Consider the following 26,432-nt stretch of genomic DNA (forward strand, 5'->3'; position numbering starts at 1 on the left):
ATTGCCACACGCTATGACAAATTGGCTCAAAACTTCCTGTCAGCAATCTATCTTGCTTCAACAATAATTTGGCTTAATTGATGACACGCCCTAGCGAATATTGATCAATATCATATTTATATTGAATAATGTTTGTATTCTTGAGTATTAAGGCGTATAAAGTCACTTCGTTGATGCGGGATGGAGCAGTCTGGTAGCTCGTCGGGCTCATAACCCGAAGGTCGTTGGTTCAAATCCAGCTCCCGCTACCAACGAAAAAGATTTAAAGTTTATGCCCTAATTTGCTTCATGCATATTAGGGTTTTTTTATGCTTATATTTTTATTGATATTCTAACTTGCATTGATGGACTTCTTATTTGTTTCTACGTAGAAATGCATCACAGTTAATAATGTGATTTGTTTAGCATTATTTTTAATTATTGTTATTTTTCGCCACTGTAACTGACTCGATTAGTGTGGAAAATGGCCAGCAGAAACTAGCTGTGGTTTCTAATACCTTTAAGGTATTTTTAGTTTTAGCCCGCACTTCCATGTGTGGGCTTTTTTTTGCATTTATGCTTATGAATATGGTTTCGATCTTGATGATGGTCACGTGAATGCCGAAAATGTGGTAAAGATAATTAATACTGCAAACTGTTAAGCATATTACGGCACATCAAACCCCGCCACATTCTGGATGTTGATGGGGTTTTGCTTTTTGTTTGGTGGTGAACATAGGATAATTGACAATAAAAATTATCGCGAAAATTGTATAAATTATATTATCAACCCAGCTGAATACCCAATTAAATTTAAGCCAAATAATATTAAAATGTTGTTTTGTGAAATTATACATACAATAATTTTGATGTGATTGAGCAAAAGAAAATGGATTATAGATATTTCAAATTCGTTTAATTATATTTTTGTTTAGTTAAACTTAAGACAGTTTATTTTTTTATTAAAATATTCATATTACTAGAATATGAAAATGTAATAATATGACAATGCACTCTGTAGAATATACATTAAAATTATTGCGACTTTACCACAAAGTATGGAACATAATAATGCCTCAAAATAATCCTAAATTTATATTAGAACAAATTTACAATTTCATTGTAGAAAAACCAACCATAGATTCTCAAAGTCAATTTATGCAATTGAAGACTTTTTTGAGCGAACTACATGAGAGCGATAAGTCTACATTTGAAGCGGTAAAACCTTATAATTATAAGGGTGTATTTAATGGCAAACAGCAAACTATACTGGCTCATGCAGCGCCAAGCTTTCTGCAAAAAAATGAATTTTTGCATTGGATGAGTAATCAATTAGAGCAATAAAAGCAGTCTAAAATGAACCACTCGAGGGTGGTTTTTTGATGTTAATATTTCATTGATTATTTTATAATATTGAAAATTAATGATAAATTTTAATAAAGAATATTTAATAATTACGCTATGTAAAAATAGGGTGCTTGTGTCATGATTCAACTCGAAAGTGAGAAACAGAAAATTAATCTTTAATAAATATGATGATGCCTAAATGGGCATTGAAAGAAAATTATAAACTTAAAATATACCATCTCAGCCGAAATTAAATGCTTTGGCGCAAGCATCTAATAATACATCGTGTGCACCTATTCATTCAGAGCAGCATAAAGTTGCATGCTTTAGGTCGGGCAGAATGTCAAAAATAAGGAATTATTACCGAATACAATTTCGGCCAGCGGCTTTGGCTTTATATAGGTTATTATCGGCTTTTTTAAATACCGCTTGAACATCAAAAGAGTCATTCGGCCAATGAGCTATTCCGATAGAGACTGTGACAGGGCCTATTGAACCAATCATGGTAGATTCTAGTCGTTTTCTCAGTCTTTCAGCAATGGTGTATCCAATTTCAATATTCGTTGTTGGCGTAAGGATTATAAATTCCTCGCCTCCAATACGACAGCAAATATCATTACTTCTAAAGTTTTCACGAATGTAACTCGCAATCTGGTTTAGTACTACATCACCTTGATCATGACCATATGTATCATTAATTCTTTTAAAGAAATCGATGTCTATATAAATAACTGAAAATTTAGTTTCAGTCTTTATAAAACTATCAACGAATAAGTCCATTCCTCGTCGATTATAGAAACCAGTGAGTGGGTCAGTATTAACCCGATTGTTTAGTTCTGATATTTTTTCAGAGAAATTACGTACACTCATTAATAAAGAAATCTTGAATCTTCTTACTTCAAAGTACCACGGTTCAATTTTAGCAATATTTAAATCAATATTGGGCTGATTAAGTCGGCTAGCCATTTTGGCTAAGCGATTCAAGGGGGAGGAAATAAGTAAAGAAACTTGCCATACAATGAAAAAGATAAAGGCATAAAAAATAAGCATAACAAGTGCAACTTTATAAATGGTGGTTGTTGCTTGTTGAAGTAGTTCTTTGGTCGGTTGTTGAGAGACAATAATCCAGTCTGTTGTCGGAATATGGGCAAAGCCTGCTAGATTTTTAATCCCGTCAGAATTGATTAGTTCAATACTTCCTGATTTTTTCTCTCTCATATAGGCTAAGCCTGAGTTATTTAAAATTTGTTTACCAATTTTACGAGCATCAGGATGAAAAACTATTTTATTAGATTTATCAAAAACGTACATATAGCTATTTTTGTAGCCATATTTTATTGTAAGTAGGTCACTAATAATATTTTTATCTTTCAGATAAATAGCACCTCCAATAAAGCCAATAAATTCTTTTTTATTATTAAAGATGGGTTGAGAAATAAAAATAATTAAGTTTTTTCGAATAGAGTAATATGGAGCTGAAATATAAGTCTTTTTTGCCTTTAAAGATTCTTGTAGCCCTAAGGTTGTATTGGCTGCATCTTTTTTCAAATGAAGTTGAGAAGGGGCATAGTCTATAAAATCACCTTTAGAATTGACGATGACAATGCTATTAAAGTAATCAGACTGATTTTTTAGCCGTTCAACCTCGGAATGAGTGATTTGATTGTTTTCAAAGCTATTACCGAGGACATAAGCACTATATGCTAATTCTTTTAATATCGTTTGAAAATGGTTGTCAGTGCCTATTGCAATTTTTGAGGCATATTCAAGATTAACTGACAGAGAATTACTGATAAGTTGTTGTTTTTGTATATAGTAACTTACAACAACTGAAACAATAAACAAGCTTGAAACACTAAAAACTGATAATAATAAAATTAACTTTCTAAGATTGAGCTTTAGCGGATAAATCATGTACTTAAATAACATAACAATATATTAATTTGATTATTATTTTCCCCTTTAATAATATGTTGTTTTACATCATAAATCAAAAGAATAGTTTATTTTTTATGATTTAAATTTTAGATATTTAATCAGATTAATTGCTATAAACTCTCGTATCTAATTAGATTGATTCAATTTTAAATTGGAATTAGCTACATTTTTCCGGTTTTACCGTATGAGTTTTGTTTGAACAAGGACGTTGGAAAAAACATTTTGATAGCGCACTGGGTAGGTCAAAAATTCAATCTTAGGTATTGATGTGCTATTGGAGATGATTGTTTTTGATCATTTTACTGGCGCTATCTACAGTTGAAAAAATTAACAATATAGACAATCAAAAAATTTGAATATGAGTAAAATGTACTTGGGTATATTTATCCATTAATTCAACAATGATTATAAAAGAGGGCGGTCATGAATGTAAAAAATGAATGTCGTGAATGTTTAGTCTGTGGAAAGACTTTTCCAATTAAAAGCCTTATCCCGATGGGGATGATACGAAAAGTGATTACAGAAGAAATTTCACATAATTTTCCAGAGTGGTCGCCCCAAGACTATATATGCCAAGCCGATTTAACCAAGTATCGAATTCAGTATGTGCATTCATTATTAAAATCAGAAAAAGGCGAAGTCACTGATCTTGAATATGAAGTGATTAAAAGTATGCAGCAGCATGAACTCATCACAAAAAATGTTGAGAATAAACTAGATCAACATTGGACTTTAGGAGAACGGCTTGCAGATAAAATAGCGACTTTTGGCGGAAGTTGGGCATTTTTGATTTGTTTCGCCATATTCTTGGTCATATGGATTACCGTGAATACGGTCGTTGTAGTGGTTCATCCTGCCGATCCTTATCCTTTTATCCTATTAAACTTAATACTGTCTTGTATAGCAGCCATTCAAGCCCCCGTTATTATGATGAGCCAGAATAGACAAGAAGCAAAAGACAGATTGCGTTCACAGAATGATTATCAAATTAACTTAAAAGCCGAGCTTGAAATCCAGCATTTACATGAAAAACTAGATCATCTTTTAATGCATCAGTGGGATAGACTTGCGCAAATACAAGAAATTCAACTGGACTTATTATCTGAAATGAGCAAAAAATATTAAAAATTTATGTATATTTTTATTGAAGATCTAAGAAAATTGGATTAATTTAACTTTTAGTTAATGATTAAAAAGTACAAGCTTATTTCGTTTTTATACCAAAAGCCATCTAAGTGAGGACTGTTACATAATCAAACCGTTATTTAATAAAAATGACATCAATTTGAAATTTTTATAACCAAAAATATAAACCATAATTACATAATATTTCGGAATTTTTATGCTTATTTTAGGAATGGGACTGGTCGCTATTTTATCTATTTTTGCTGTTATAGCGATTGCTTTAGGTTTAATGAGAAGTGATCCTTTATTTGTAATGGTTGGAATTTTACTATTTATAAGCGCAGTGCTGGTATTTATGATGTTTAAAAACAACCTGACAAATCCTTTCAAAGATTAATCTTGGGCTAAAAGAATACCAAGACTGGCAGAAACATTTGAGTACTGAGTTGTTGCTGCACGATTAAGTAAAATTTGCTGTGATGTAATCGTCCCGATATGAAAAATACTTACAAATAGTTAGAAAATTGAGTAATTTTTGCACAAATATAGATCTATCTAGATTAAATTAGCCATTTCTTCTCATTAAAAGCTGTCTATAAATATGACTATAAAGCTATCTTTGAACTGAAAAAATTGTCACATCAAAGGTAGACCTTGCTTAAATCATGAAAGACCCTTTGAAAGGGTGGTTTATCATATTTTTTAAAAGAACAGAATAGATGATAAATGATATTTTTGATTATTTATTAATCAAAAAATGTATGATAGAAAATTAATGATAATAAAGAGAGAGTATTTATGAACTTTATAAAATATACATGTTATCCCTTCTAATAATTTTAACAGGGCTATTCGCCAACATAGCTCTGTCGTTGGACTAAATTTGCCTATTTAAAAAAGGATAACATAATGACTAAAATGTTAAAAAAAGTATTATTTGCTGCGGGTCTTTTAATCGTTGGAGAGTTAAGCATGGCATGTACTCGTGTGGTTTATCTCGGTGATAATGATGTAATGACAGCGCGCTCTATGGACTGGAAGAGTGATATTGGTACAAATTTATGGATTTTACCAAATAAGGTGAAGCGCAACGGCATGGCGGGGCCTAAGTCGATTAAATGGACTTCTAAATATGGCAGTGTTATTGCCTCAGGTTACGATATTTCCACCACGGATGGCGTAAATGAAAAAGGCTTGAATGCAAATTTACTTTGGTTAGTTGAGTCTGAATATCCTGATATTAAAAATAATACTAAGCCACAGTTAAGTATTTCACTATGGGCGCAATACGTCTTAGATAATTTTGCAACAGTGAATGAAGCAATTGCAGCATTAGAAAAAGAGCCATTTCTAGTGGTGACAGATGCGGTGCCTGGTGAGGAGCGTCTTGCTACATTGCATTTGTCTATTTCAGATGCAACAGGTGATAGCGCAATTATTGAATATATTAATGGAAAGCAGGTAATTCATCATAATCGTGCTTATCAGGTGATGACCAATTCTCCTATATTTGAACAGCAACTCGCGTTAAATAGCTATTGGAAACAGATTGGCGGTACAACCATGTTGCCTGGGACGAACCGTGCTGCAGATCGGTTTGCAAGAGCTTCATTTTATATTAATGCTATTCCAAAAAATGCAACACCAGAACATTCTTTGGCAAGTGTATTTAGCGTGATCCGTAATGCTTCAGTGCCATTTGGTTTAAATACAGAAGAAGAGCCAAACATTTCCTCTACGCGCTGGCGTACTGTTGTAGACCATAAGAGAGGATTGTATTTCTTTGAGTCTGCGGTGTCGCCAAATGTGTTTTGGGTAGATTTAAAAGATATTAATTTTAATGATGGGCAGACTAAAAAACTTGAATTAGGTCGAGATCAGGCAAAAACCTATGCAGGGAAAACCAATTCATCATTTAAGGTCACTCAACCCTTCGAGTTTCTCGGCATTAAATAAGGCAAAATAAAATGATTGAGCTTATCTGATATACATGTAAACCCATCTTTGGATGGGTTTTTAAATGATTTAAAATTTATTTTGCCATCAAAAAAATATGTCATTTTTTACTTTTAATGAAAATATCTTATCTTAAGTTATTGTTTTATATTTTATTTAATCAAGTTTCATTAACAACGCAGAATAAAGAACAAATTTAGAAAATTATCGCTGACACGGAATAAGAGTGTATTGAAACACATGGTGAGCACACTTAAGAGAATTAAAGTGATATTTGATTTTTTTTGAAGGTGTTGAAATTTTAGAAAAAGAAACTAAATAATTTGTATCTCTAACCATCGGTGAAGGAGAAGCAAATGTTTACGTTTTTAAAGCGATTGTTCAGTATTTATGAATACGACTATGAGTCAGATATTTTTTTACAAGTCGAATGTCGTAAGTGTGAAAAAATAAAATCTGATGAGCTAATGTGAAGGCATATAGAACAGTATTTTATTCTGATATAGATAAAGTCTTTTTCTAATAGGTGGTGTGTATGAAGTCTTTTATTATTGCTTGGTTTCATTCTTTATAGGTTATGTCTTGTACCTTGATCATTTTAAAAGGTACACGGTGGAAGACCAGCCAATGATCTTTAAAGGTCGTGGTTATGCCGTATTTAGAAGACAGTAAATTTTGAAGAGTAATGATAAAAAGTATTTGCAATAAAATTAATGCATACTCTGTTTTGTTAAATTTAAAATATTGTTTTAACTATTTTATTTTTCAATATATTTATCTAACTTTAATATAACAATGTAAGGTATTTTATAATACATGGTATGAAATATACTTTAAAATGATTGCGACTTTACTACAAAGTATGGAACATAATAATGCTTCAAAATAATCCTAAATTTATACTAGAAAAAATTTACAATTTCATTGTAGAAAAACCAACAATCGATTCTCAAAGTCAATTTATGAAATTGAAGATTTTTTTGAGTGAACTACATGAGAGCGATAAGTCTACATTTGAAGCAGTAAAACCTTATAATTATAAGGGCATATTTAATGGCAAACAGCAAACTATACTGGCTCATGCAGCGCCAAGCTTTTTGCAAAAAAATGAATTTTTGCATTGGATGAGTCATCAATTACAGCAATAAAAAGCAGTCTAAAATGAACCACCTTTGAGTGGTTTTTGAATGATCAAAATTGATAAATAGAAGCGTATTCATGGTTAGATTGAGTCGATCAAGATAAGGAGCACATGCAGGATTATCACAAAAGCCTAGCAAACATTTGTTATGAAATTTGATAAGAAGGGCACTATTACCTGTATTTCAAATGCTAATTTAATATTTTTAGTGAATAACATAATGCATGGCTAAAATGGCAACAGTCCCTAATTAAATTGAGGGGAATGTGATTCAGATGGGGATTGATCTGCTAATCTATAAAGAACAAAAAAAAATAGAATGTATTTATGAAAAAATTAATTTTATTAAGTTGTTTATTTGTTTCAAGTGCGGTATTGGCTTCAGGTGATGACGCTCAAATATGTAATGAAATAGCGGATATTGCAGCAACGGTAATGCAGCAAAGACAGGATGGCGTGCCGATTGAAACTCAAGAAAGAATAGCATTAGAGTTTGAAGGTGATTCCAAGGATGTATATGAGTTTATCGTCGAGGATGCATATGATCAATTATTGCTGAATACTGATCTGGGTAAACAGCAGATTGTAGATGATTTTCGTAAGCATTATTTTGAACTTTGCATGAATGAAGAAAAGTAGTCATTTATATTTTTAATTAATCATAATTGATTACCATTTTTTATTGCTCAAGCTGAAGTTGAATACAAAATGAATAGGCGATTTTGAAATTTCGTTGTAATCAATAAAAATATGCCATCTTTACATTATTCACGGTAAAACAATTTTAATATAAGCAATTGTTTTACCGTTTTTTTAAGAATTAAAACATTTTAAACCAATAGATTATTGGGTTTTACGACAGGCGTTGACACCGCAGTGAACTGTTTAAAGTCGGAACCAGAAGGTGCTTGATAAATTTTCAATCCAAATTCTGGAATAATTGCAATTAAATGATCAAAGATATCGGATTGTATGGCTTCATAATCCTTCCAGACTATGGTATTGGTAAAAGCATAAATTTCAAGGGGTAAACCTTCACTCGTGGGTTGCAATTGACGAATGATCAATGATTGATTTTGTGCAATACCTGAATGTTGTTTAAGATAAAATTCGACATAGGCTCGAAATGTACCTAAATTGGTTAAACGGCGTTGATTGTATAAAGACTGGTTAGACAATTGTTGATTGAAATTTTCAAGCTCATCTTGCTTCGTATCTAAATATTGATCTAACAATAAAAATGCTTTGAGTTTTTTTTGCTCCTCAAGACTCATGAAATGCACACTACTTTGATCAATAAAAATAGAGCGTTTGATACGACGAACCCCTGCATGTGCCATACCACGCCAATTTTTAAATGTATCAGTGACTAATTTATTGGTTGGAATAGTGGTCAATGTTTTATCAAAGTTTTGTACGGTAATGGTATGTAATGACATATCAATGACATCACCATCTGCATTTAAGGATGGCATTTCAATCCAATCGCCAATACGAACCATGTCATAAGATGAAATTTGAACCGATGCAACTAAAGACAAAATGGTATTTTGGAACACGAGCATAAGTACCGCAGCCATTGCTCCAAAGCCTGCAAGTAAGGTAAAAACATCTTTTTTAAGGAATGTACCTAAAATCATTAAGCCACAGACAATAAAAATAATCAGCTTCACCAGTTGTAAATAGCCTTTAATAGGTTTATTTCTGGATTTTGGATTACGTTGATACAGTAAATTAAAAATACTTAAAAATTCACTAATTGCCAAAGCAATCGTGAGGAAAATAAATGCTTGTGCACCCATTTGAATAAAGGTGATTATTTTTTCTGAAAGGTATGGAACAGTTACTATTCCATTCATAATCACAATAGCAGGGACAATATTGGCAACGCGGCTGATTACACTGTGTTGGGACAAAACTTCATTATTCGCAAATTTCATTTTGGAAATAAGTTTACGAATACCCCGAACCACCACTTGTTTGGCAATAAAATTGGCGAGGACAGCCAGTACAATTAAAAGACTTAAAGAGCTAAGCATTTCTAACCATGGATATTGATTTGACCAATCTTGAATATTCTGTATAAAAGAAAAATGCTCCAAAAGTACACCTTTAACATCGTTATTTAAAAATTCTTTATAGTTTATATAGTTATATTTTAATTGGAGCTAAAGGTAACGTTTTATATACATGAACTCAAACTGAATTAACGACATGAGTATCAAAATTAAGCTAATTTTTTGAATGTGGTTTTGAGTGCAGCTTATATGAACATAAGTTGCACTCTTTTTAATGATTAATGTGTTGAACTTACCACATTAAATCATCAGGAATAACATAGGCAGCATATGGATCTTCTTCATCTGTGGTTTGTTCATTGTTTTCAGAATTATTGACAATAATGAAGCCTTCCATTTTGTCATTGATACGATCTGCTAAGGCTTTTGGTAAAATGGCATAGCCATCACTTTCTTTAGCCACCACCAATGAACCAGAAACGAGTGCATTATAAATTTGTTGATTGAGATAAATCTTTTTGACTTTACTCTCATCAATAAATTGATATGACACTTCGCCATCTATATTACGAATTTTATGCTGATTGATCATTTGGATAATGGCAGCTTTGAGCTCTTTACCTTGCAATAGACGTTTTTTCTCTAAATCTAAGGCTTGGTCTTTTTCAAGTTTCTCTTGCTGATCTTGTGCAATTTTTGCTTTTAATTCAGCTTCATCGCTTTGACCAGTACGTTGCTCATGAACTGCCTGTTTAGACAGTTTTTTAGCCTTTTTATTATCGACTAAACCCGCTTTTAGCAATTGAGCCTGTAATGCATTTTTGACCATAATAAATTCCGAAACTACTCTTGAATACGTCGATAACGAAAATAAATAACCCAATATACGATGCTGAGTATCCAACTTAACAACGCAGGGATAAGGAATGAATTTAATTTTAAATAAGGATAAATCATGCTGGCAACTAGGCCACCCAAGAAAAATCCAAATAAAATGACCAAATGTAGAATAATCCGTCTTCGATCTACATCTAAGCCACGTAAGCGATAGCCTAACGCTAAACCTAAATCAGTCAAAACACCAGACAAATGGGTGGTGCGAATAATTGTGCCTTTGTAATGGCTGACCATCGCATTTTGTACGCCCATTGCTACACATGCCCAAAGTAAGGCATAACGAGGGAAATAGGGTAAGAAAGCCCAACAGAGGACAATAAAAAAAGCCACTAAGCTTAAAGGTAAACCATAACGGCGACCTAAGCTAAAGTGGCTATTTCCAAGAATAAATCCGCTATAAAAAGAACCAATCACATAACATAAAACAACACAGGTTAAGTAGATAATGGTGTCTGGTTGCCAGTGAAGCAAAGCCATCGCCAACATGCTGACATTACCCGTCATATGTGAAACGGATTGATGTAATACGGTCACCAATCCAAGGACGTTAATTATTCCTGCATTGACTGCAAGAAAAAAAGTACCTAATTGCACCCAAGGTGGTAAAGTTTGAAAAGGCATAACGTCATAAAAAATACTTAATAATGACTATCTTAATCTAAACCGCGGTCAACAGCAGCAGTAAAAAGCACATCTGTAGAAGAATTTAATGCAGTTTCGGTTGAATCCTGTAGCACACTAATCACCATACCAATGGCAACCACTTGCATAGCAATGTCTGAACTAATGCCAAATAAGCCACAAGCCACAGGAATAAGCAGTAAAGAACCACCTGCAACACCCGATGCACCACATGCTGAAACAGTTGCGATCACAGATAAAATCAACATTGTAGTGAAATCAGTCGCAACTCCCAAAGTGTTGACGGTTGCTAAGGTCAGTACGGTGATGGTAACAGCTGCACCTGCCATATTAATGGTTGCACCTAATGGAATAGCCACATTTGCAGTGGATTCATTGACCCCTAAGCGTTTGGCTAAATCCAAGTTGACTGGAATGTTTGCAGCCGAACTACGGGTAAAAAAGGCTGTAATACCACTTTCACGTAGACATTGAAACACTAAAGGGTATGGGTTTTTACGTGTAACAAATGCCACCATAATTGGGTTGATGACCAATGCGACAAAAAACATTGTCCCAATCAGCACAGCCAATAAATGAGCATAGCTTTCAAGCGTACTTAAGCCTGCTTCAGCAAATGTGACAGCAACCAGACCAAAAATACCCACAGGAGCAAAATTAATTACTAAACGGATGACATGGTTGACTGCCGTTGCAGCATCAGTCAACACCACTTTGGTGGTGTCACTTGCATGACGAAATGCAGCACCTAAAGCAACAGCCCATGCCAAAATACCAATGAAGTTGGCTTCACTAATGGCAGTAACAGGATTCGCCACAAAGCTTAAAAGTAAATTTTTGAAAATTTCACTTAAGCTACCAGGTGGTTGTAAATCGGCTTGTGTAGAGATGTCCAGAAACAATGTGCTGGGAAATACAATACTGACAATGACTGAACTAAAAGCCGCCAAAAGCATCCCAATAGCATACATCAATATAATTGGTTTGATGTTAGTGCCATGTCCGACTTTAAAATTAGCAATCGAGGATAAAACAAGGACAAAAACCAAAATAGGCGCAACAGATTTAAGTGCTTTAATGAACAAGTCACCCAATAAGCTTAAATATGGAGCAACATTTGGGAACACAACAGCAACGCCAATACCTAAAATAATGGCGATAATAATTCGGGAGACTAAACTCAAACGCATTAAAGCATAAAACATAAGGGTGCCTTGTTAGACATATGAGGACTAAAAAATTTACAAATATGCACAGCATTTTATACCTAAAAGGGGAACTGCTAAAAATTAATTTTTATATAAAAACTAACTGTTTATTTTTAAAGTTGATATTTCTATTTTTAAAGATTTTTTAAGTCAAATTTCAAAAAATCTTAGAAGATAAATGTGTTAAATGAACAACATTAAATTCATTTTGATAAACCGTAAAATAGGTTTTATCTTCAAAAATGTGCGGGCAATGAGTGTTGTTTGAAAGATGAATGAGGCAACATTGTTCCGTAAAGCAAATTTTTTCATATGCTGAATTTTTAGTCATTAACCATGTTTTATCATTGAAGAATGTTTCTGTTATTGAAAAACATCGGGTGAGAGTTGTTGCATTGCTTGGAAATGGGTCAGATAAATTTTCCCACTTAAATGCTTTAATAATTTGGAATGCTGTAATTTATCCATTACAGGCCCCTTAATTTCGGATAAATGTAATTTAATATTCAATTTATTTAATTCAGCATTTACGTCCTCCAACATTTCTACAGCACTTAGATCAATTGAACTAATACTTGAGCAATTAATCACCACATGTTCTAAATCAATATTATGACTGACAGCATTAATTAAAAAACCTTTAAAAATATGGGCATTTAAAAAGTTTAGATTTTCATCAATTCGCATTGAAAGTAATTTAGATGAAGTCAGCACATGATGACGTTGGATATTTCTAAAATGTTGTGTACCTTCAATTAGTCCAATAACCGCAATATGTGGGCGACTAATGCGCCACAATAAAAGTATAAAGGTTGAGACAATACCGATCATTAAACCTGTAGAAATATCAATACAGATCACCCCGAAAAAGGTAATCCACATGGCAATTCCATCTGCTTTTGAATAACGCCACGTTTCGATAAAGGGCTTGAAATCGACTAATTTCCAAATGGAAACAATAATAGTGGCCGCCAGAATTGCTAAGGGCAAATCACGAAAAAAACCTGTGAAATAAAGACTGACCAACACAATCAGAAGCGATGAAAAAACACCGGCCATTGGGGTTTTAGCCCCAGAGTCTGCATTAACAACCGTTCGAGATAAACTGCCTGTGACTGGAAATGCAGAGCTTAAACCTGCACTTAAATTGGCTAGACCTAAAGCGACCAACTCTTGATTGCTATTTAAGTCACTTCGTTGTTGTAAAGCTGTCGCCTGAGCAATTGATAATGATTCGACAAAGCTAATCATGGCAATCATGGCTGCACCCGGTAATAAGGTGATGACCAAATCCATATTCCAGTAGGGCATGCTAAGGGGGGGGAACCCTGAAGGTATTTCCCCCACGGTTTTAATTCCAATTTCTTTTAAGTTTAGAAAATAGACCGCAGCAATTGAAGCCACCACAAGGATTAAAGGCAGTGCTTTTGAAATAAAAGCGGTAGAGCCTATTCTGCTCTGAACGGCATGTGAACTTAATATTTTTGGCATGTAGATGAGAAAGCACAAAGACAGCATGCCAAAAATGAAGGTTTCGATATTGCTATAACGGATGTATTGCCAAAAACTGAGTAAAAATTCAGGAATATTGTTGGCTTTTAATGGTACATCGACCAGAAATTTGAATTGTCCTAAAGCGATAAGTAATGCCGAAGCAATAATAAAACTCTTAATGACAGGGTGGCTAATCAATTGAATGAGAAAGCCAAATTTTAACAGACCTAACAATAATGAAATTACACCAACCATAAAAGCCAGTAAACAAGCCGCTTGTATATAGACTGGGGATCCGACTTCAAATAATGGATTTAAAGTCGCAAAGGTCATCATGGAAATAATAGCCACTGGCCCAATAGAAAGTGTAGGGCTGCCACCAACCATGGCATAAATAATCATGGGGAGGATACTGGCATACAAACCCATTATAGGCGGTAAACCTGCCAGCATGGCATACGCCATGCCTTGTGGAACCAGCATCGCAATGACAATAAATGCAGAAAGAAGATCCGATTTAAATTTAGCTTGGTTATATTTGCGAAGCCATTGCCAAGCAGGCAATAATGTCATTAAGCGAGAATTTAAATCTGACATATCTAAAGCTAAATCACTATTTTAGATATATTATGCACAAAAAATGCTAAGAAGTCTTAACCCAATAAAATTCTTTCTTTAATTTAATGCTATTTATCGGATTAAATTAGATTTTTAGGGCAATATAATTGATATAACGTATTTAATACTTGCACCAATTTTTCATCTTTAATGGAATAAAAGATTTGTTTACCATCACGACGAGTCGAAACAACATCACTTTTGCGTAACATCATCAACTGTTGAGATAAAGTAGGCTGATTAATTTGTGTTATTTCTTCTATTTGTGAGACATTTAACTCTTGTTTGGCAAGGTGACATAAAATAAGTAAACGATCTGTATTGGCTAATGATTTTAATATGGTGACGACAATATCCACAGAATCATGCATAGAAGCAATTTCAAGATCGGTGTTCATATAATTTCTCATGTTACTTGACACTAATACACGCAGTATAATGCTTCAATAATTGAATACATTAATAAAAAGTCATATTTTCAATTCTTTTTAATGAACATAAATATCAAATATTCTTATATCAATTAAAATAAGGCATTTAATTTAAGATAAATGCCTTATACTGGTGCAAAATATTATGAGCTGATGATTATTTATTGAATTGTTTAAATCCTTTTAATTCTTTTTCAGTAAAGTGCAGTGCTGTAATTATTGCTTGACGCATTTCAGAATCATACCAACTAAAAATAGCTGATATTTTTTCTTCAAAATCATCACTAATTACCAGACAATCCTCTTTAACACTCAATAGGCTATTTTGTTTAAGGACTGAAATAAAGCTTTTTAAGGTCGCACTATCAAAATAATAACCAGATTGAATTTTTTGCGTTTGAGCGAGTTTTTGTAGTACAGCTTTGCTCATGTTTTCTAGCTCTTTGAGCGTCAACGATTGAGCTGGAGCGTATTGTTGCAGTAATGCTGAAATGATGAGCATATTATTCAGGCTAGCACTTGATAAATGTGCTAGTGATAAAAGCTTACTTTGTACGTGTTCATCTAATGTCATTGAAACAGTATTATCTTGAAGAATAATCCAGCCTAAATGTTCCAGACTATTTATAATTGAACCAATTTCATTTTCTAATTCATCTAGATTCCATTTTAAGAAGAACTCTTCTTTAAAATAAGGATACATATTTTTGATGGTGTCGATTAAATAATGACATGAGACTTTTTTATAAGACTGAATCAGCATGGCAACTAATGCTGGAAGAATAAAACAATGCAGGATATTGTTACTAAAATAACTGAGTAAAATTCTTTGGCTTTCGGCAACACGAATCCAGTTTTCATTATTTTGGCTAACAGATTCAACTTGTTTTAACTTGATGGCATATTGAATAATCTCAACAGTAGATAACTCAGTCATCATCATTCTTGGATCATATTTTACGTCATTAAGTAAATAACGATACTGTTCAATTTTCGAGATTAAATCATTTTCGTTTAAAGCATGATTTTCTGTATTTAATAAAATAAGTGAGATTAAGGAAATCGGGTTGACCACAACAGCTTTATTAATGTTTTCTAAAATTGAATTTGCCACTTGGTCTACGGTTTGAATGACGGGTTGTGGCAATTCATCATGAATATTTAATTTAATCTGATCAGCATGATTGGCTGTTAAAACTTGATCGAGAAAAATGGGTTCGCCAAAATTGACATGGACTTGACCAAAGATTTTTTCAATTTTACGGGCTGAACTTAAAATGCCCCAAATCGATTCGGCTTCCTTTGGTTTACCATTCAATTCATTTAAGTAAGACGTACCTTCAATCAACTTTTCATAGCCAAAATAGGTTGGAATAAAAGCAATCGGTTTGGTTGCACCACGTAAATGGCTTTGTACTGTCATCGACAGCATGCCTTTTTTGGGGGGTAAAAGTAGACCCGTACGTGAACGTCCACCTTCAATAAAGTATTCTAACGGTGTGTTTCGTGATAAAAGACTGTGTAAATATTCTTTAAAAACAGAAGTATATAATTCATTCCCACTAAAGGTTCGACGAATAAAATAAGCGCCAGCACCACGCATAATTTGCCCGACTACAGGTAGATTTAAGTTAATACCTGCTGCAATATGCGGAACCATTAAGCCGCGATTGAAAATCACATAAGAAAGCAGTAAGTAGTCGATATGACTGCGATGACAAGGCGTATAGACAATCTCATAGTCCTTGGCTAATTCTCGAACGGTATCGAAATTATGCACTTCAATACCATCATATAGCTGCGTCCATAACTTGGTGAGCGCAATTTCAGCAAAACGTAAAGTTGAATAGGAAAAATCAGAAACCACTTCAGTTAAATAACCTTTGGCACGATTTTCTGCTTCAAACATACTAATTTTAAGGTCAATACTTTCTTTGCGAATTGCATCTTGAACCGTTTCAGTTTTCATTAATTTATTAATGAGATTGCGACGGTCTGATAAGTCGGGGCCTAAAATGGCTTCTTTGTATTTATTAAAATTTGAATTGAGTTCTTTGACAATAGAATGCGCAGGAGAAAAGTTCGGACGTTCAGTTTTGGCTTTTTCAATTGCGGCTTTAAGTGAAATTGGTTTATGAAATTCAATGTAGTTTTCACGACCATATAAGGAAATATTCAAGGCTTGTTTTAATTTGGATGGGGTAGACCAAGCATCAGAAAATAAAGCCTTAAACCAAGAGTCTTCATATTCAGGTGAACGTCCCCATAAAACAGTCACAGGCACAAGTTCAATATCGTATTCAGGATATTTTTCTAAGACTTCAATCATTCGAATCAATTTTGCCGAATAATGGTAAGCCTCACTTTTTGAGCTAGGCATGTTCAATGCCAGTATTGAATCTTCTTCTTGAAATTCTTGAATCATTAAAGGGGCAAAAACAGAAGGTAGTTTTCGTGCTTTGGCTTCGGTGTCGATTAATACCGTGTTACTGAGCGATGAATCTTGCAACACATAGCAGATTGATTTTTTATCGAATTGGTTTTCTATATTTTTTTCTAATTCGGTGGTGTTGCCTAAGACTTGAGGAGTGACGATCTTATCTAGGAGTTTTTGCGTAAATTGGCGATAGAATCGGCTATAACCCTTATTAGACATCGTATTCCCTAAATTAGTTTTCATTTGAATGATATTGTGTGCAATAACATGAATAAATACAAATATTATTGATGACAAATAAGTCATTTAAGTTGTAACTATGTAAGAGCCTATCCAGAATATTTTCTATGCAAAAGTAGCCTTAAAAAAGCTAAATTAATAAACTGAAGGCTCGTATTTAGGTATCTTTCACAGTTTTTCCAGAGCCTTCTACATTTTTCTAACCAAGCAAATGATCTTTCAACAACCCAACGTTGAGGAATGACTGCAAATCTATGTAATTCACTTCGTTTAGCAACTTCAACTCGAGCTCTAATTAAATTCTTAACAGCCAGAGAAAAGGGTTCGCCTGTATAACCACCATCAAGGAGTACAACTTCTACATTTTGTAAGATCTGCTTATTTAAACGCACAGCATCTAGTGCACCTTGATGATCCGTTTTATCTGCTGTCGTAACCAATATTCCATGCGGGAGACCTTGAGTATCAACAATAATATGTCTTTTAATGCCTGAAACTTTTTTACCAGCGTCATAGCCTTTATCACGTGCAGTATCTGTGTTTTTTACACTTTGTGAATCAATGATGATAAAGCTCGTTTGTTCTTTCCGTCCATTGCTGATACGGGCCTCGCCAACCACATTTTTTTAAAGCTTGCTCAAGTATGCTAGGTTCAGTTTCTGAAGGCTTTTTATTCCAAATCGAGAAGTAATAATGCACAGTGCTTTTAGCTGGGAAGTATCGAGGAAGCATACTCCATTGGCATCCACTTTTTAGAATATAGAGCAAGGCGCAAAATACTTCATAGACATCAACGACTCTTGGACGTGTTTGTTTTCTTCCGCTCAATAGTAACGGTTCAATTTCTTTAAAGGCTTCTCGACTAATGTCGCTGGGATATGGTTTTCTCATGAGGGAAATTTAACAAATTATTTTTTCAATTGCTAAAAAAGAATGAAATTAATACTGGATAGGTTCTAAGAAAATTTGAACGCTGATGATCGACAATTTTTTTATTTTTAGATTTAAATAAGTCAGTAAAGTTGCATAAAAATTGAATTAGAAAAGCTTATCTTCAATGTATAAATGGCTTATGATGAATCCATGACTTTAAAATCAAAAATCGCTCAATGGAGTTAAAATGAGTACAGATTCTGCTTTTCCAACACCAAAAAATTTAGGTATTGCGGTTTATAGTAATAATGCTGAAGCGATTGGCAACACGCCATTAATTCGGATTAATCGTTCAATTTCGTCACCTGCTACAGTATTGGCTAAAATTGAAAGTCGTAATCCTGCTTTTTCTGTGAAATGCCGTATTGGTGCAGCTTTAATTGCAGACGCTGAAGAAAAAGGGTTACTTAAATCGGGTATGCATATTGTAGAACCAACCAGTGGCAATACGGGGATTGCACTTGCATTTGTTGCTGCTGCAAAAGGTTATGCGATTACTTTAACCATGCCTGCAAGTATGAGTATTGAACGTCGTAAAGTGTTAAAAGCCTTTGGTGCAAACTTGGTGCTGACTGAACCTGCAAAAGGCATGAAAGGTGCCGTTGATGAAGCTGTTCGTTTAGCCACGGAACAACCTGATTTATATTATTTACCGCAACAATTTGAAAATCCTGCCAATCCTAAAATTCATGAGCAGACAACTGGCCCAGAAATTTGGGAAGCGACAGGTGGTAAGGTAGATATTTTAGTTGCTGGCGTAGGTACGGGCGGTACGATTACAGGTATTTCTCGCTATTTTGAGCAAGTAAAAAATCAACCGCTTTATTCAGTTGCAGTTGAACCGGCTGAATCACCAATTATTGGGCAAACCAAACGTGGTGAAGCATTGACTCCTGGGCCACATAAAATTCAAGGCATTGGTGCGAACTTTATTCCTAAAAATCTAGATTTAGATTTAGTCGATGAAGTGATTGCGATTGAGGGTGCTAAAGCCATTGAATGGGCGCGTAAAATAGCAACGCAGGAAGGCATTTTGGTGGGTATTTCAAGTGGTGCGGCAATGGCAGCCGCGGCTGAATTGGCAGCACGCCCTGAAAATGCTGGAAAAACCATTGTGGTGATTTTCCCCGATGCCGGTGAGCGCTATTTGTCTTCGGTATTATTTGAAGATATTTCTGCTGAATAAGCTGTAGTTTTTAGCTCATCGTTCGAATGTTTGACTTAAATCTGAAAAACTCAGCTTTAAGTCAAACCGATTGCATCATTATTTTTATAGTGCTGAGAAATGTGTAATACACATACTAGATTCCTAAATTCACAATGCTCTAAATGTTCAATTATTAAGTTAGACTTTATAAATGTTGACCAGCAATCGAAAAATGTTGCATGCAAAAAGTCTATTTTTGTCTATCGTTATTCATTTATAATATGAATCATCATTTAATTTCGCTGACACAGCATATTCGGAATAAATGGACATTGGAAATTTGTCTAAAAAAGTCGATGATGTATCACCGTTAAATATAGAAAATAGTAGGATTTCGATTAGTGTTTGAGCTTGACTGTAAATTACTCAGTGTTTTTTTGTATATTTATAAATATAAAAGTGTTTCGCTTGCAGCTGAATATTTGTCGATGAGTCAACCGACAGTAAGTAACATTCTGAATAAAATCAGACAACATTATAACGATCCTCTTTTTTTAAGGATCGGTAATGAGATGGTTCCAACCGAACTTTCGAAACAACTTTTTCCTTTGGTTAGTGAGGCGCTGAGTAAGGTTGAGATTATTAATAATTTTACCATTAATTTTGACCAATCGACTTCACAGCAGAAATTTACCATTGCCATGACCGATGTGTCACATTTGGTTTTATTGCCTAAAATTTCCCAATATTTAAAAAAACACGCTTCACATATTCGTTTAAATGTTCGCGGTATTACCTCTGAAACCAGTTATCAGATGGCTAATGGTGAAATTGATTTAGCTATTGGCTTTTTGCCAAATCTGGAAAATGGTTTTTATCAACAAAAATTATTTGAACAATATTACGTGGTTATTGCTTCAAAAAACCACCCTCGACTCAATAGTAATAATTTGACGATTGAACAATATTTAAGTGAGTCACATATCGATATTGATGCGGGATTTGGGCATTATCATATTGAAAATGAACTGTTAAATTTAGAATTAAAACGTAATATTTTAATGCGGCTACCGAGCTATTTAGGGGTCGGGTTGGTGGTTCAGGAAACAGATGCCATTGCTACGGTGCCTTATTATTTAAGCGAAGTTTTATTGTCACGTGGTAATTTACAAATTTTTGATGCCCCAATTACCTTTCCAACCTATGCCGTAAAACAATATTGGCATATGTCGTGTCATCATAAAACCAGCCATCAATGGTTGCGCCAGATGTGTTATGAATTATTCAGTCAAATGAATGATTTAGATGGTTCAAACTATGGCATTATTCAGCAATAAGCAAACCATAAGATAGAGTTTAGAGTTCGATTACTTACATCACTTAAATTATCGGGGTGGAAAAGTGATTGGTATTTATGCCAATCACTTTTCGATTGAAACAAGGCTTAACCCACGGAAGATATTTTATCTGGTGTCATGAGCGCTTGATTAATATAGAGTTTGATTAAGCGTTCTCGTGAACCAATTGATTTTTGATAATGGGTTGAATTGAGCAATAAAGACGCACCATAAGTCACTGTCCAGACATAAGATAAATAATCGCGAATAGACATAGCGCTATCTAAAGATTTTAGATATTCATCCGTCATGTCTTTAATTTCAATAATCCGTTCTTCTCGTACTTGATATAACTCTTCAAATAATTCTTTTAATTTTTTTTCGTTATTGGTCAAGCGGTCTTCAATGACATGTAATAAAATGGTGCGGTTAGAATTGAGCATGTTGTAAAGCATGTATTGAGAAACATAGGTTTTAATATTGTTTTTATATTTTTTTGAAATTTCTAATAATTTTCTTTCATTTAAAATAATCAGTTCTAAATAAAGCTGATTTTTACTTTTAAAATGCTTATAAATTGTACCCTTGGCGATATCAAGTTCAGAGGCAAGTTCTCCAAGCGTAATATCTTGATTGTTATCTAGCAACAGCGTTTCTGCCATGGCTAAAATTTTCTCTTTACGTAATAGAAAATTTTGTTGGCGTACTGTATTCATTGCAATTGTCCCAAAAAGACATTAAAAAGCGAGGTGACTATATACTATATAAAATAGCAATAAGTATTCCACCATTGTCGAGTATGAATGGCAATTAATATTTTAAATCAATATTTCATTTTGACAAGTTCTATCAACTGCATAGCCATAATTAAAAGTCAATCAATGAGAACTTTAGAGGTCAATAATCATCAATAAAATTCCAATTAAGGAATAATTATTTTATTGTCTTTTTACACTAAAAAATAGATTCACTGAGTAAATGCAAAGAGACGAATATTCTGATCAGGCAGTCTTCCAGTTAGCTATTTAACGGGTGAGGTTTGATGATGAATCATTCAATTCAATGTCATTTATAGAAAAGATATTTTATTCAAGCATTATTCGAATGGATATATTCTCAATTTTGAACACATAGGGTTATGTCTTTCAAATTTAGGGTTCATGTTAAACAACAAAATTTAGAAATTAGGATGAAAAAATGATTGTTATTGTCAATGCTGTTCGTACTGCAATGGGTGGTTTTCAAGGATCGCTATCTTCATGTACAGCACCAGACTTAGGTGCTGTTGCCATTAAAGAAGTGGTTGCGCGTTCAGGCTTACAGCCATCGGATATTGATGAAGTGATTTTTGGCTGTGTTCTGCCTGCGGGTTTAAAACAAGGTCCAGCACGTCAAGCCATGCGTCAGGCAGGTTTACCCGATGCTACTGGTGCAACCACCATCAATAAAATTTGTGGTTCAGGTATGAAAGCGGTTATGCAAGCTGCTGATGCGATTAAAGCCGGTTCTGCACAAATTGTAGTTGCAGGGGGCATGGAATCTATGAGTAATGCACCATATTTACTTGAAAAAGCACGTGCAGGTTACCGTATGGGACATGGTAAAATCATAGATCATATGTTCCAAGAAGGCTTAGAAGATGCTGAAACAGGTCTTTCTATGGGCGTACTTGCACAAGACATGGCAGATCAAAAAGGGTATACCCGTGAACAACAAGATAGTTTTGCGATCAGCTCTTTAAATAAAGCAGTGACTGCAATTCATAATGGTTATTTCAAAGCCGAAATTGTTCCTGTAACGGTATCTGGTCGTAAGGGTGATGTCATTGTTGAGCAAGATGAACAACCTCTTAATGCCAAAGCAGATAAAATTCCAACTTTACGTCCAGCTTTCAAAAAAGACGGTACGATTACCGCTGCGAATGCCAGTTCAATCAGTGATGGTGCATCTGCACTGGTTGTAACTTCAGGTGATATTGCAGCTGAACGCGGTCTTGAACCGATTGCGAAAGTTGTCGCTTATGCAAGTAACTCCCAACATCCTTCTGAATTTACTATTGCTCCAGTGGGTGCGATTGAGAAAGTCTTGAAACAGACGGGTTGGACTGCGACGGATGTTGATCTTTGGGAAATTAATGAAGCTTTTGCAATGGTGACGATGGCAGCCATTGATGCCTTCAATTTAGATCCAAGCAAAGTCAATGTGAATGGTGGCGCTTGCTCACTAGGACATCCATTGGGTTCGTCAGGTTCGCGTATTATTGTGACATTAATTCATGCATTAAAACGTACTGGTGGTCAAAAAGGTATTGCAGCATTATGTATTGGCGGTGGTGAAGCAACCGCAATTGCAGTTGAACTGCTTTAAAAATTTTCTATTCATAACGTAAATAAGCAACATATTAGATAAGCAATAAATGCCACCATTTTAGCATACTGAAATGGTGGCAAAATTATGTTTATTTTGAGATTTTTTAAATGGAAATAATGTAGAGCCTATTTGCTTAGCCAAAGAGGGCATTGCTCTTATTCTAAGTTTAATGTCCAGCCCTGAATGGGGTAAAAGTTTTAGAATATTGTGTATTGGTTGCAGGCTTTTTCTGCTAAATGAATACTGAGGGTTCTGATTGTTTATGCTTTTGTATATTCAGCAATGTGATTTTTGAATAGTGATAATGTAAAAGCCCCACAAATAAGTGCAATGCTGTTCACTGAAGCATTTTTAAATCCTCCCCAACCCTCCTTTTTCAAAGGAGGGAGTTTCAAGAATATAAAATTATTTTAAATTCTCGATAGTTCCCCTCTTTTTCAAAGAGGGGTTAGGGGAGATTTTTAAATGAGTAATCATTGAATTACTCTTAAGTGAAAAGTCTTACTACAAATAAGTGAGGCTTAAGCATTTGATTTTTATGTTAAGCAATAAAGCGCTGAACTGCTTGATTAAACTCATTTGGACATTCAATATTTGAAATATGCGAGGCATTGATTTCAAAGATTTGGGCATGAGGAATACGATCCAACATAAATTGACCATCTGTAAGCGTCGTTACAGGGTCTTGTATACCTGCAACAATCAAGACTGGAACAGTGATGTCTTTGAGTTGTTCACGGAGGTCCGCTTTAGCCAAAGCTTCACAACAATTTGCATAACCTTCTGCGCTGCTAGCTGCGAGGTCGTTACTCAGCGTTTCCACAATTGTTGCTTGGCTTTGGATAAAGGGAAGGGTAAACCAACGTGATGCTGCTGTGGATGCAATGGGTGCTAGACCTTGCTCACGAACCAATGCTGCACGTTCTTGCCAAGCATTTTCTTGACCAATTTTTGCAGCAGTGTTACAGACAATCACATGGTTAAAACGTTGTGGATGATGGATGGCAAGCCATTGACCTGTTAGGCCACCCATAGAAATACCACAAAATGTTGCTTTTTCAATATTTAAATGATCAAGTAAATTCACTACATCTTGACCCAATTGTTCAATGCTATAAGGACCTTGCGGTGCAGTAGATGCACCATGACCCCGTGTGTCATAGCAAATCACAAAGTAATCATTTTTAAAATGATTAAATTGCTGTTGCCACATCCCATAATTAGTACCGAGCGAATTTGAAAAGATGATTGCAGGTTTATTCGCATCACCAAACGTGGCGTAATTAATAGTTGCATCATTTGAAATAAATGTTGGCATAAAATCCCTCCTTGCGAAGCAATACTTCTCACCCTTTAAAAAAGGGAGGGGAAATATCTTAAATAGTTATGATGTGTTAAACCCGTTGAATAATGAGCGCGATACCTTGCCCGACACCAATACACATTGAACACAAAGCGTATGTTCCACCTGTGGCTTCAAGTTGGTTCAGTGCTGTGGTGACCAAACGCGCTCCCGATGCACCGAGTGGATGACCCAAAGCAATCGCACCCCCATTCGGATTGACCTGTGTCGAACCATCTTTGATACCTAAATCACGTGTCACTGCTAAAGCTTGTGCGGCAAAGGCTTCATTCAGTTCAATCACGTCCATCTGCTCAAGGGTTAAACCTGTTTGCGCCAAGAGTTTTTTAATCGCAGGTGCAGGTGCAAAGCCCATGATGCGCGGTTCAACACCGACAGTCGTTGCAGCAATAATTTTGGCACGTGCTTTTAAACCGTACTGTGTAATCGCCTCATCCGATGCAATCAGCAGCGCGGCTGCACCATCATTGATGCCCGAAGCATTGCCCGCCGTCACCGTACCGTCAGCTTTCACCACAGGTTTCAGCTTGGTTAAGGCTTCTAGTGTGGTGGCACGTGGATGTTCATCTTGAGAGATGACAACAGGCTCGCCTTTACGCTGTGGAATGGATACAGGAATAATTTCTTGTTCAAAGAAACCACGCGCTTGCGCATCTGCGGTGCGTTGTTGACTGCTAAGCGCAAACTGATCTTGATCGGCACGATTAATATTGAACTGTGCTGCCACATTCTCAGCGGTTTGTGGCATGGTCTCGACACCATACAGCTCTTTGAGTTTGGGATTGATAAAACGCCAACCCATGGTGGTGTCTTCAAGTTTCTGCGCACGACCAAAAGCCGTTTCAGACTTACCCATCACCAAAGGCGCACGGCTCATGCTTTCTACACCACCAGCAATGATTAAATCTGCTTCACCCGTTTTAATGGCACGTGCTGCCATGGCAATCGCATCCATCGATGAACCACATAAGCGATTCACTGTGGTGGCAGGCACTTGATACGGCACACCTGCAAGCAGTGCAGACATACGACCGACATTACGGTTATCTTCACCCGCTTGGTTAGCACAACCATAAATAATGTCATCCACCAATTCCCAATTCACCGATGGATTACGTTGCATCAAGGCTTTAATCGGAACTGCACCTAAATCATCGGCACGGATAGCAGCGAGACCACCGGCATAGCGACCAAAGGGTGTACGAATAGCATCTACGATATAGGCGTTTTTCATTTTAATCAGCTCAAAATTTATTTAGAGAAAGCGCCTCCCTTTTTAAAGGGAGGTTTGCTTATTTATCCAATGAAGTTGCATCAATCAGTTTTGCACCCGTCATCGCCTGCAACTCTTCAAAAGACAAACCGTCCACTTTTTCAATCACTTGCATACCCTCAGCCGTGACATCAATCACACACAGGTCGGTATAAATACGATCGACACATTTTAAACCGGTGGCGGGATAAGCCAGTTCAGCGACAATCTTGGGTTCGCCTTTTTTAGTGACATGATCTGTGGTGATAAAGACTTTTTTCGCACCCACTGCTAAGTCCATGGCACCACCCACTGCAGGAATGGCATCTGGTGCACCCGTATGCCAATTGGCTAAGTCACCATTTTCAGCCACTTGGAATGCACCAAGCACAGCGATATCTAAGTGACCTCCACGCATCATCGCGAAGGAATCTCCATGATGGAAGTAACAACCACCTTGTAGTAAGGTGACAAATTCTTTACCCGCATTGATTAGTTCAGGATCTTCTTCACCTTTGGCAGGCGGTGGGCCAAAGGCCAACAAACCATTTTCAGAATG

22 protein-coding genes and 1 tRNA gene are annotated in these 26,432 nt (G+C 35.3%); 10 read left to right on the forward strand and 13 right to left on the reverse strand.

All coding sequences use genetic code 11. From position 1 onward, the window contains the following. Positions 1 to 174 precede the first annotated feature (174 nt). Positions 175 to 251 (forward strand) — tRNA-Met (locus BLV99_RS15800). 799 nt (positions 252 to 1,050) lie between these two features. Then, positions 1,051 to 1,323 (forward strand): hypothetical protein, encoded by a 273-nt coding sequence (locus BLV99_RS15810; RefSeq protein WP_092692409.1) that lies wholly within the window; start codon positions 1,051 to 1,053, stop codon positions 1,321 to 1,323. Positions 1,324 to 1,686: 363 nt separating this feature from the next. Here BLV99_RS15810 and BLV99_RS15815 read toward each other — a convergent pair whose 3' ends face one another. Beyond that, positions 1,687 to 3,240, reverse strand: coding sequence for a sensor domain-containing diguanylate cyclase (locus BLV99_RS15815; protein WP_092692450.1), 1,554 nt, complete (start codon positions 3,238 to 3,240; stop codon positions 1,687 to 1,689). 447 nt (positions 3,241 to 3,687) lie between these two features. Here BLV99_RS15815 and BLV99_RS15820 point away from each other — a divergent pair, with 447 nt between their 5' ends. The 5 genes from BLV99_RS15820 to BLV99_RS15840 all read left to right on the forward strand — a co-directional run bounded on the left by BLV99_RS15820 (position 3,688) and on the right by BLV99_RS15840 (position 8,125). Beyond that, positions 3,688 to 4,389, forward strand: a complete 702-nt coding sequence (locus BLV99_RS15820; RefSeq protein WP_092692411.1) for a DUF1003 domain-containing protein — start codon at positions 3,688 to 3,690, stop codon at positions 4,387 to 4,389. A gap of 217 nt (positions 4,390 to 4,606) precedes the next feature. After that, positions 4,607 to 4,786 carry a hypothetical protein gene (locus BLV99_RS15825; protein ID WP_092692414.1) on the forward strand — a complete coding sequence of 60 codons (180 nt, stop codon included), beginning with the start codon at positions 4,607 to 4,609 and terminating at the stop codon, positions 4,784 to 4,786. 512 nt (positions 4,787 to 5,298) lie between these two features. Continuing rightward, positions 5,299 to 6,345, forward strand: a complete 1,047-nt coding sequence (locus BLV99_RS15830; RefSeq protein ID WP_092692417.1) for a linear amide C-N hydrolase — start codon at positions 5,299 to 5,301, stop codon at positions 6,343 to 6,345. An 875-nt stretch (positions 6,346 to 7,220) separates the two neighbouring features. Then, positions 7,221 to 7,493: a hypothetical protein gene (locus BLV99_RS15835; protein ID WP_092692421.1), complete on the forward strand. Its 273-nt coding sequence runs from the start codon at positions 7,221 to 7,223 to the stop codon at positions 7,491 to 7,493. Positions 7,494 to 7,813: 320 nt separating this feature from the next. Beyond that, a complete protein-coding gene (locus BLV99_RS15840) occupies positions 7,814 to 8,125 on the forward strand; it encodes a hypothetical protein (RefSeq protein ID WP_092692423.1) in 312 nt (103 codons plus the stop codon). A gap of 191 nt (positions 8,126 to 8,316) precedes the next feature. Here the strand turns inward: BLV99_RS15840 and BLV99_RS15845 are convergent, their stop codons facing one another. From BLV99_RS15845 to BLV99_RS15880, 8 genes are all read right to left on the reverse strand, one after another. Next, entirely contained in the window at positions 8,317 to 9,588 is a 1,272-nt protein-coding gene (locus BLV99_RS15845) for a mechanosensitive ion channel family protein (RefSeq protein WP_092692427.1), read from the reverse strand. Between the two features lie 208 nt (positions 9,589 to 9,796). Beyond that, entirely contained in the window at positions 9,797 to 10,333 is a 537-nt protein-coding gene (locus tag BLV99_RS15850) for a DUF2058 domain-containing protein (RefSeq protein WP_086185798.1), read from the reverse strand. 14 nt (positions 10,334 to 10,347) lie between these two features. Next, positions 10,348 to 11,022, reverse strand: a complete 675-nt coding sequence (locus BLV99_RS15855; RefSeq protein WP_086166747.1) for a YoaK family protein — start codon at positions 11,020 to 11,022, stop codon at positions 10,348 to 10,350. Positions 11,023 to 11,054: 32 nt separating this feature from the next. Further along, the gene (gene sstT, locus BLV99_RS15860) at positions 11,055 to 12,248 is read right to left on the reverse strand and encodes a serine/threonine transporter SstT (RefSeq protein WP_092692430.1); all 1,194 of its coding nucleotides are present in this window, start codon (positions 12,246 to 12,248) and stop codon (positions 11,055 to 11,057) included. Positions 12,249 to 12,614: 366 nt separating this feature from the next. Then, entirely contained in the window at positions 12,615 to 14,342 is a 1,728-nt protein-coding gene (locus BLV99_RS15865; RefSeq protein WP_092692433.1) for a SulP family inorganic anion transporter, read from the reverse strand. 101 nt (positions 14,343 to 14,443) lie between these two features. Continuing rightward, complete coding sequence (locus tag BLV99_RS15870) at positions 14,444 to 14,761, reverse strand: ArsR/SmtB family transcription factor (RefSeq protein WP_086185802.1); 318 nt, start codon at positions 14,759 to 14,761, stop codon at positions 14,444 to 14,446. Between the two features lie 190 nt (positions 14,762 to 14,951). Then, a complete protein-coding gene (gene plsB, locus BLV99_RS15875) occupies positions 14,952 to 17,450 on the reverse strand; it encodes a glycerol-3-phosphate 1-O-acyltransferase PlsB (RefSeq protein ID WP_092692436.1) in 2,499 nt (832 codons plus the stop codon). 110 nt (positions 17,451 to 17,560) lie between these two features. Then, a protein-coding gene (locus BLV99_RS15880; RefSeq protein WP_092692438.1) for an IS5 family transposase occupies positions 17,561 to 18,362 on the reverse strand; the annotation gives its coding sequence in 2 pieces (ribosomal slippage) (positions 17,561 to 18,097 and positions 18,099 to 18,362; 801 coding nt in all). 229 nt (positions 18,363 to 18,591) lie between these two features. On the opposite strand from BLV99_RS15880, the gene cysK reads away from it, so the two are divergent. Then, positions 18,592 to 19,590: a cysteine synthase A gene (gene cysK, locus BLV99_RS15885; RefSeq protein WP_086185804.1), complete on the forward strand. Its 999-nt coding sequence runs from the start codon at positions 18,592 to 18,594 to the stop codon at positions 19,588 to 19,590. A 362-nt stretch (positions 19,591 to 19,952) separates the two neighbouring features. Next, positions 19,953 to 20,888 (forward strand): LysR family transcriptional regulator, encoded by a 936-nt coding sequence (locus BLV99_RS15890; protein ID WP_086185805.1) that lies wholly within the window; start codon positions 19,953 to 19,955, stop codon positions 20,886 to 20,888. A 107-nt stretch (positions 20,889 to 20,995) separates the two neighbouring features. Here BLV99_RS15890 and BLV99_RS15895 read toward each other — a convergent pair whose 3' ends face one another. Next, positions 20,996 to 21,604 carry a TetR/AcrR family transcriptional regulator gene (locus BLV99_RS15895; protein WP_004649124.1) on the reverse strand — a complete coding sequence of 203 codons (609 nt, stop codon included), beginning with the start codon at positions 21,602 to 21,604 and terminating at the stop codon, positions 20,996 to 20,998. Positions 21,605 to 22,085: 481 nt separating this feature from the next. Between BLV99_RS15895 and BLV99_RS15900 the strand changes: the two genes are divergently transcribed. Beyond that, the gene (locus BLV99_RS15900; protein ID WP_092692441.1) at positions 22,086 to 23,255 is read left to right on the forward strand and encodes a thiolase family protein; all 1,170 of its coding nucleotides are present in this window, start codon (positions 22,086 to 22,088) and stop codon (positions 23,253 to 23,255) included. 544 nt (positions 23,256 to 23,799) lie between these two features. Here BLV99_RS15900 and pcaD read toward each other — a convergent pair. From pcaD to BLV99_RS15915, 3 genes are all read right to left on the reverse strand, one after another. Continuing rightward, complete coding sequence (gene pcaD, locus BLV99_RS15905) at positions 23,800 to 24,576, reverse strand: 3-oxoadipate enol-lactonase (RefSeq protein WP_086185807.1); 777 nt, start codon at positions 24,574 to 24,576, stop codon at positions 23,800 to 23,802. Positions 24,577 to 24,652: 76 nt separating this feature from the next. Then, positions 24,653 to 25,855, reverse strand: coding sequence for a 3-oxoadipyl-CoA thiolase (pcaF, locus tag BLV99_RS15910; RefSeq protein WP_092692444.1), 1,203 nt, complete (start codon positions 25,853 to 25,855; stop codon positions 24,653 to 24,655). Between the two features lie 58 nt (positions 25,856 to 25,913). Continuing rightward, the coding region (locus BLV99_RS15915; RefSeq protein WP_092692447.1) for a CoA-transferase at positions 25,914 to 26,432 on the reverse strand (519 nt) is incomplete at its 5' end.

This window comes from Acinetobacter kyonggiensis (assembly GCF_900107285.1).
Taxonomy (GTDB): Bacteria; Pseudomonadota; Gammaproteobacteria; order Pseudomonadales; family Moraxellaceae; genus Acinetobacter; species Acinetobacter kyonggiensis.

Coding starts and splice junctions, on each gene's coding strand:
- BLV99_RS15810 (WP_092692409.1), top strand. CDS start 1,051: ATGCCTCAAAATAATCCTAAATTTATATTAGAACAAATTTACAATTTC.
- BLV99_RS15815 (WP_092692450.1), bottom strand. CDS start 3,240: ATGATTTATCCGCTAAAGCTCAATCTTAGAAAGTTAATTTTATTATTA.
- BLV99_RS15820 (WP_092692411.1), top strand. CDS start 3,688: ATGAATGTAAAAAATGAATGTCGTGAATGTTTAGTCTGTGGAAAGACT.
- BLV99_RS15825 (WP_092692414.1), top strand. CDS start 4,607: ATGCTTATTTTAGGAATGGGACTGGTCGCTATTTTATCTATTTTTGCT.
- BLV99_RS15830 (WP_092692417.1), top strand. CDS start 5,299: ATGACTAAAATGTTAAAAAAAGTATTATTTGCTGCGGGTCTTTTAATC.
- BLV99_RS15835 (WP_092692421.1), top strand. CDS start 7,221: ATGCTTCAAAATAATCCTAAATTTATACTAGAAAAAATTTACAATTTC.
- BLV99_RS15840 (WP_092692423.1), top strand. CDS start 7,814: ATGAAAAAATTAATTTTATTAAGTTGTTTATTTGTTTCAAGTGCGGTA.
- BLV99_RS15850 (WP_086185798.1), bottom strand. CDS start 10,333: ATGGTCAAAAATGCATTACAGGCTCAATTGCTAAAAGCGGGTTTAGTC.
- BLV99_RS15855 (WP_086166747.1), bottom strand. CDS start 11,022: ATGCCTTTTCAAACTTTACCACCTTGGGTGCAATTAGGTACTTTTTTT.
- sstT (WP_092692430.1), bottom strand. CDS start 12,248: ATGTTTTATGCTTTAATGCGTTTGAGTTTAGTCTCCCGAATTATTATC.
- BLV99_RS15865 (WP_092692433.1), bottom strand. CDS start 14,342: ATGTCAGATTTAAATTCTCGCTTAATGACATTATTGCCTGCTTGGCAA.
- BLV99_RS15870 (WP_086185802.1), bottom strand. CDS start 14,761: ATGAACACCGATCTTGAAATTGCTTCTATGCATGATTCTGTGGATATT.
- plsB (WP_092692436.1), bottom strand. CDS start 17,450: ATGTCTAATAAGGGTTATAGCCGATTCTATCGCCAATTTACGCAAAAA.
- cysK (WP_086185804.1), top strand. CDS start 18,592: ATGAGTACAGATTCTGCTTTTCCAACACCAAAAAATTTAGGTATTGCG.
- BLV99_RS15895 (WP_004649124.1), bottom strand. CDS start 21,604: ATGAATACAGTACGCCAACAAAATTTTCTATTACGTAAAGAGAAAATT.
- BLV99_RS15900 (WP_092692441.1), top strand. CDS start 22,086: ATGATTGTTATTGTCAATGCTGTTCGTACTGCAATGGGTGGTTTTCAA.
- pcaD (WP_086185807.1), bottom strand. CDS start 24,576: ATGCCAACATTTATTTCAAATGATGCAACTATTAATTACGCCACGTTT.
- pcaF (WP_092692444.1), bottom strand. CDS start 25,855: ATGAAAAACGCCTATATCGTAGATGCTATTCGTACACCCTTTGGTCGC.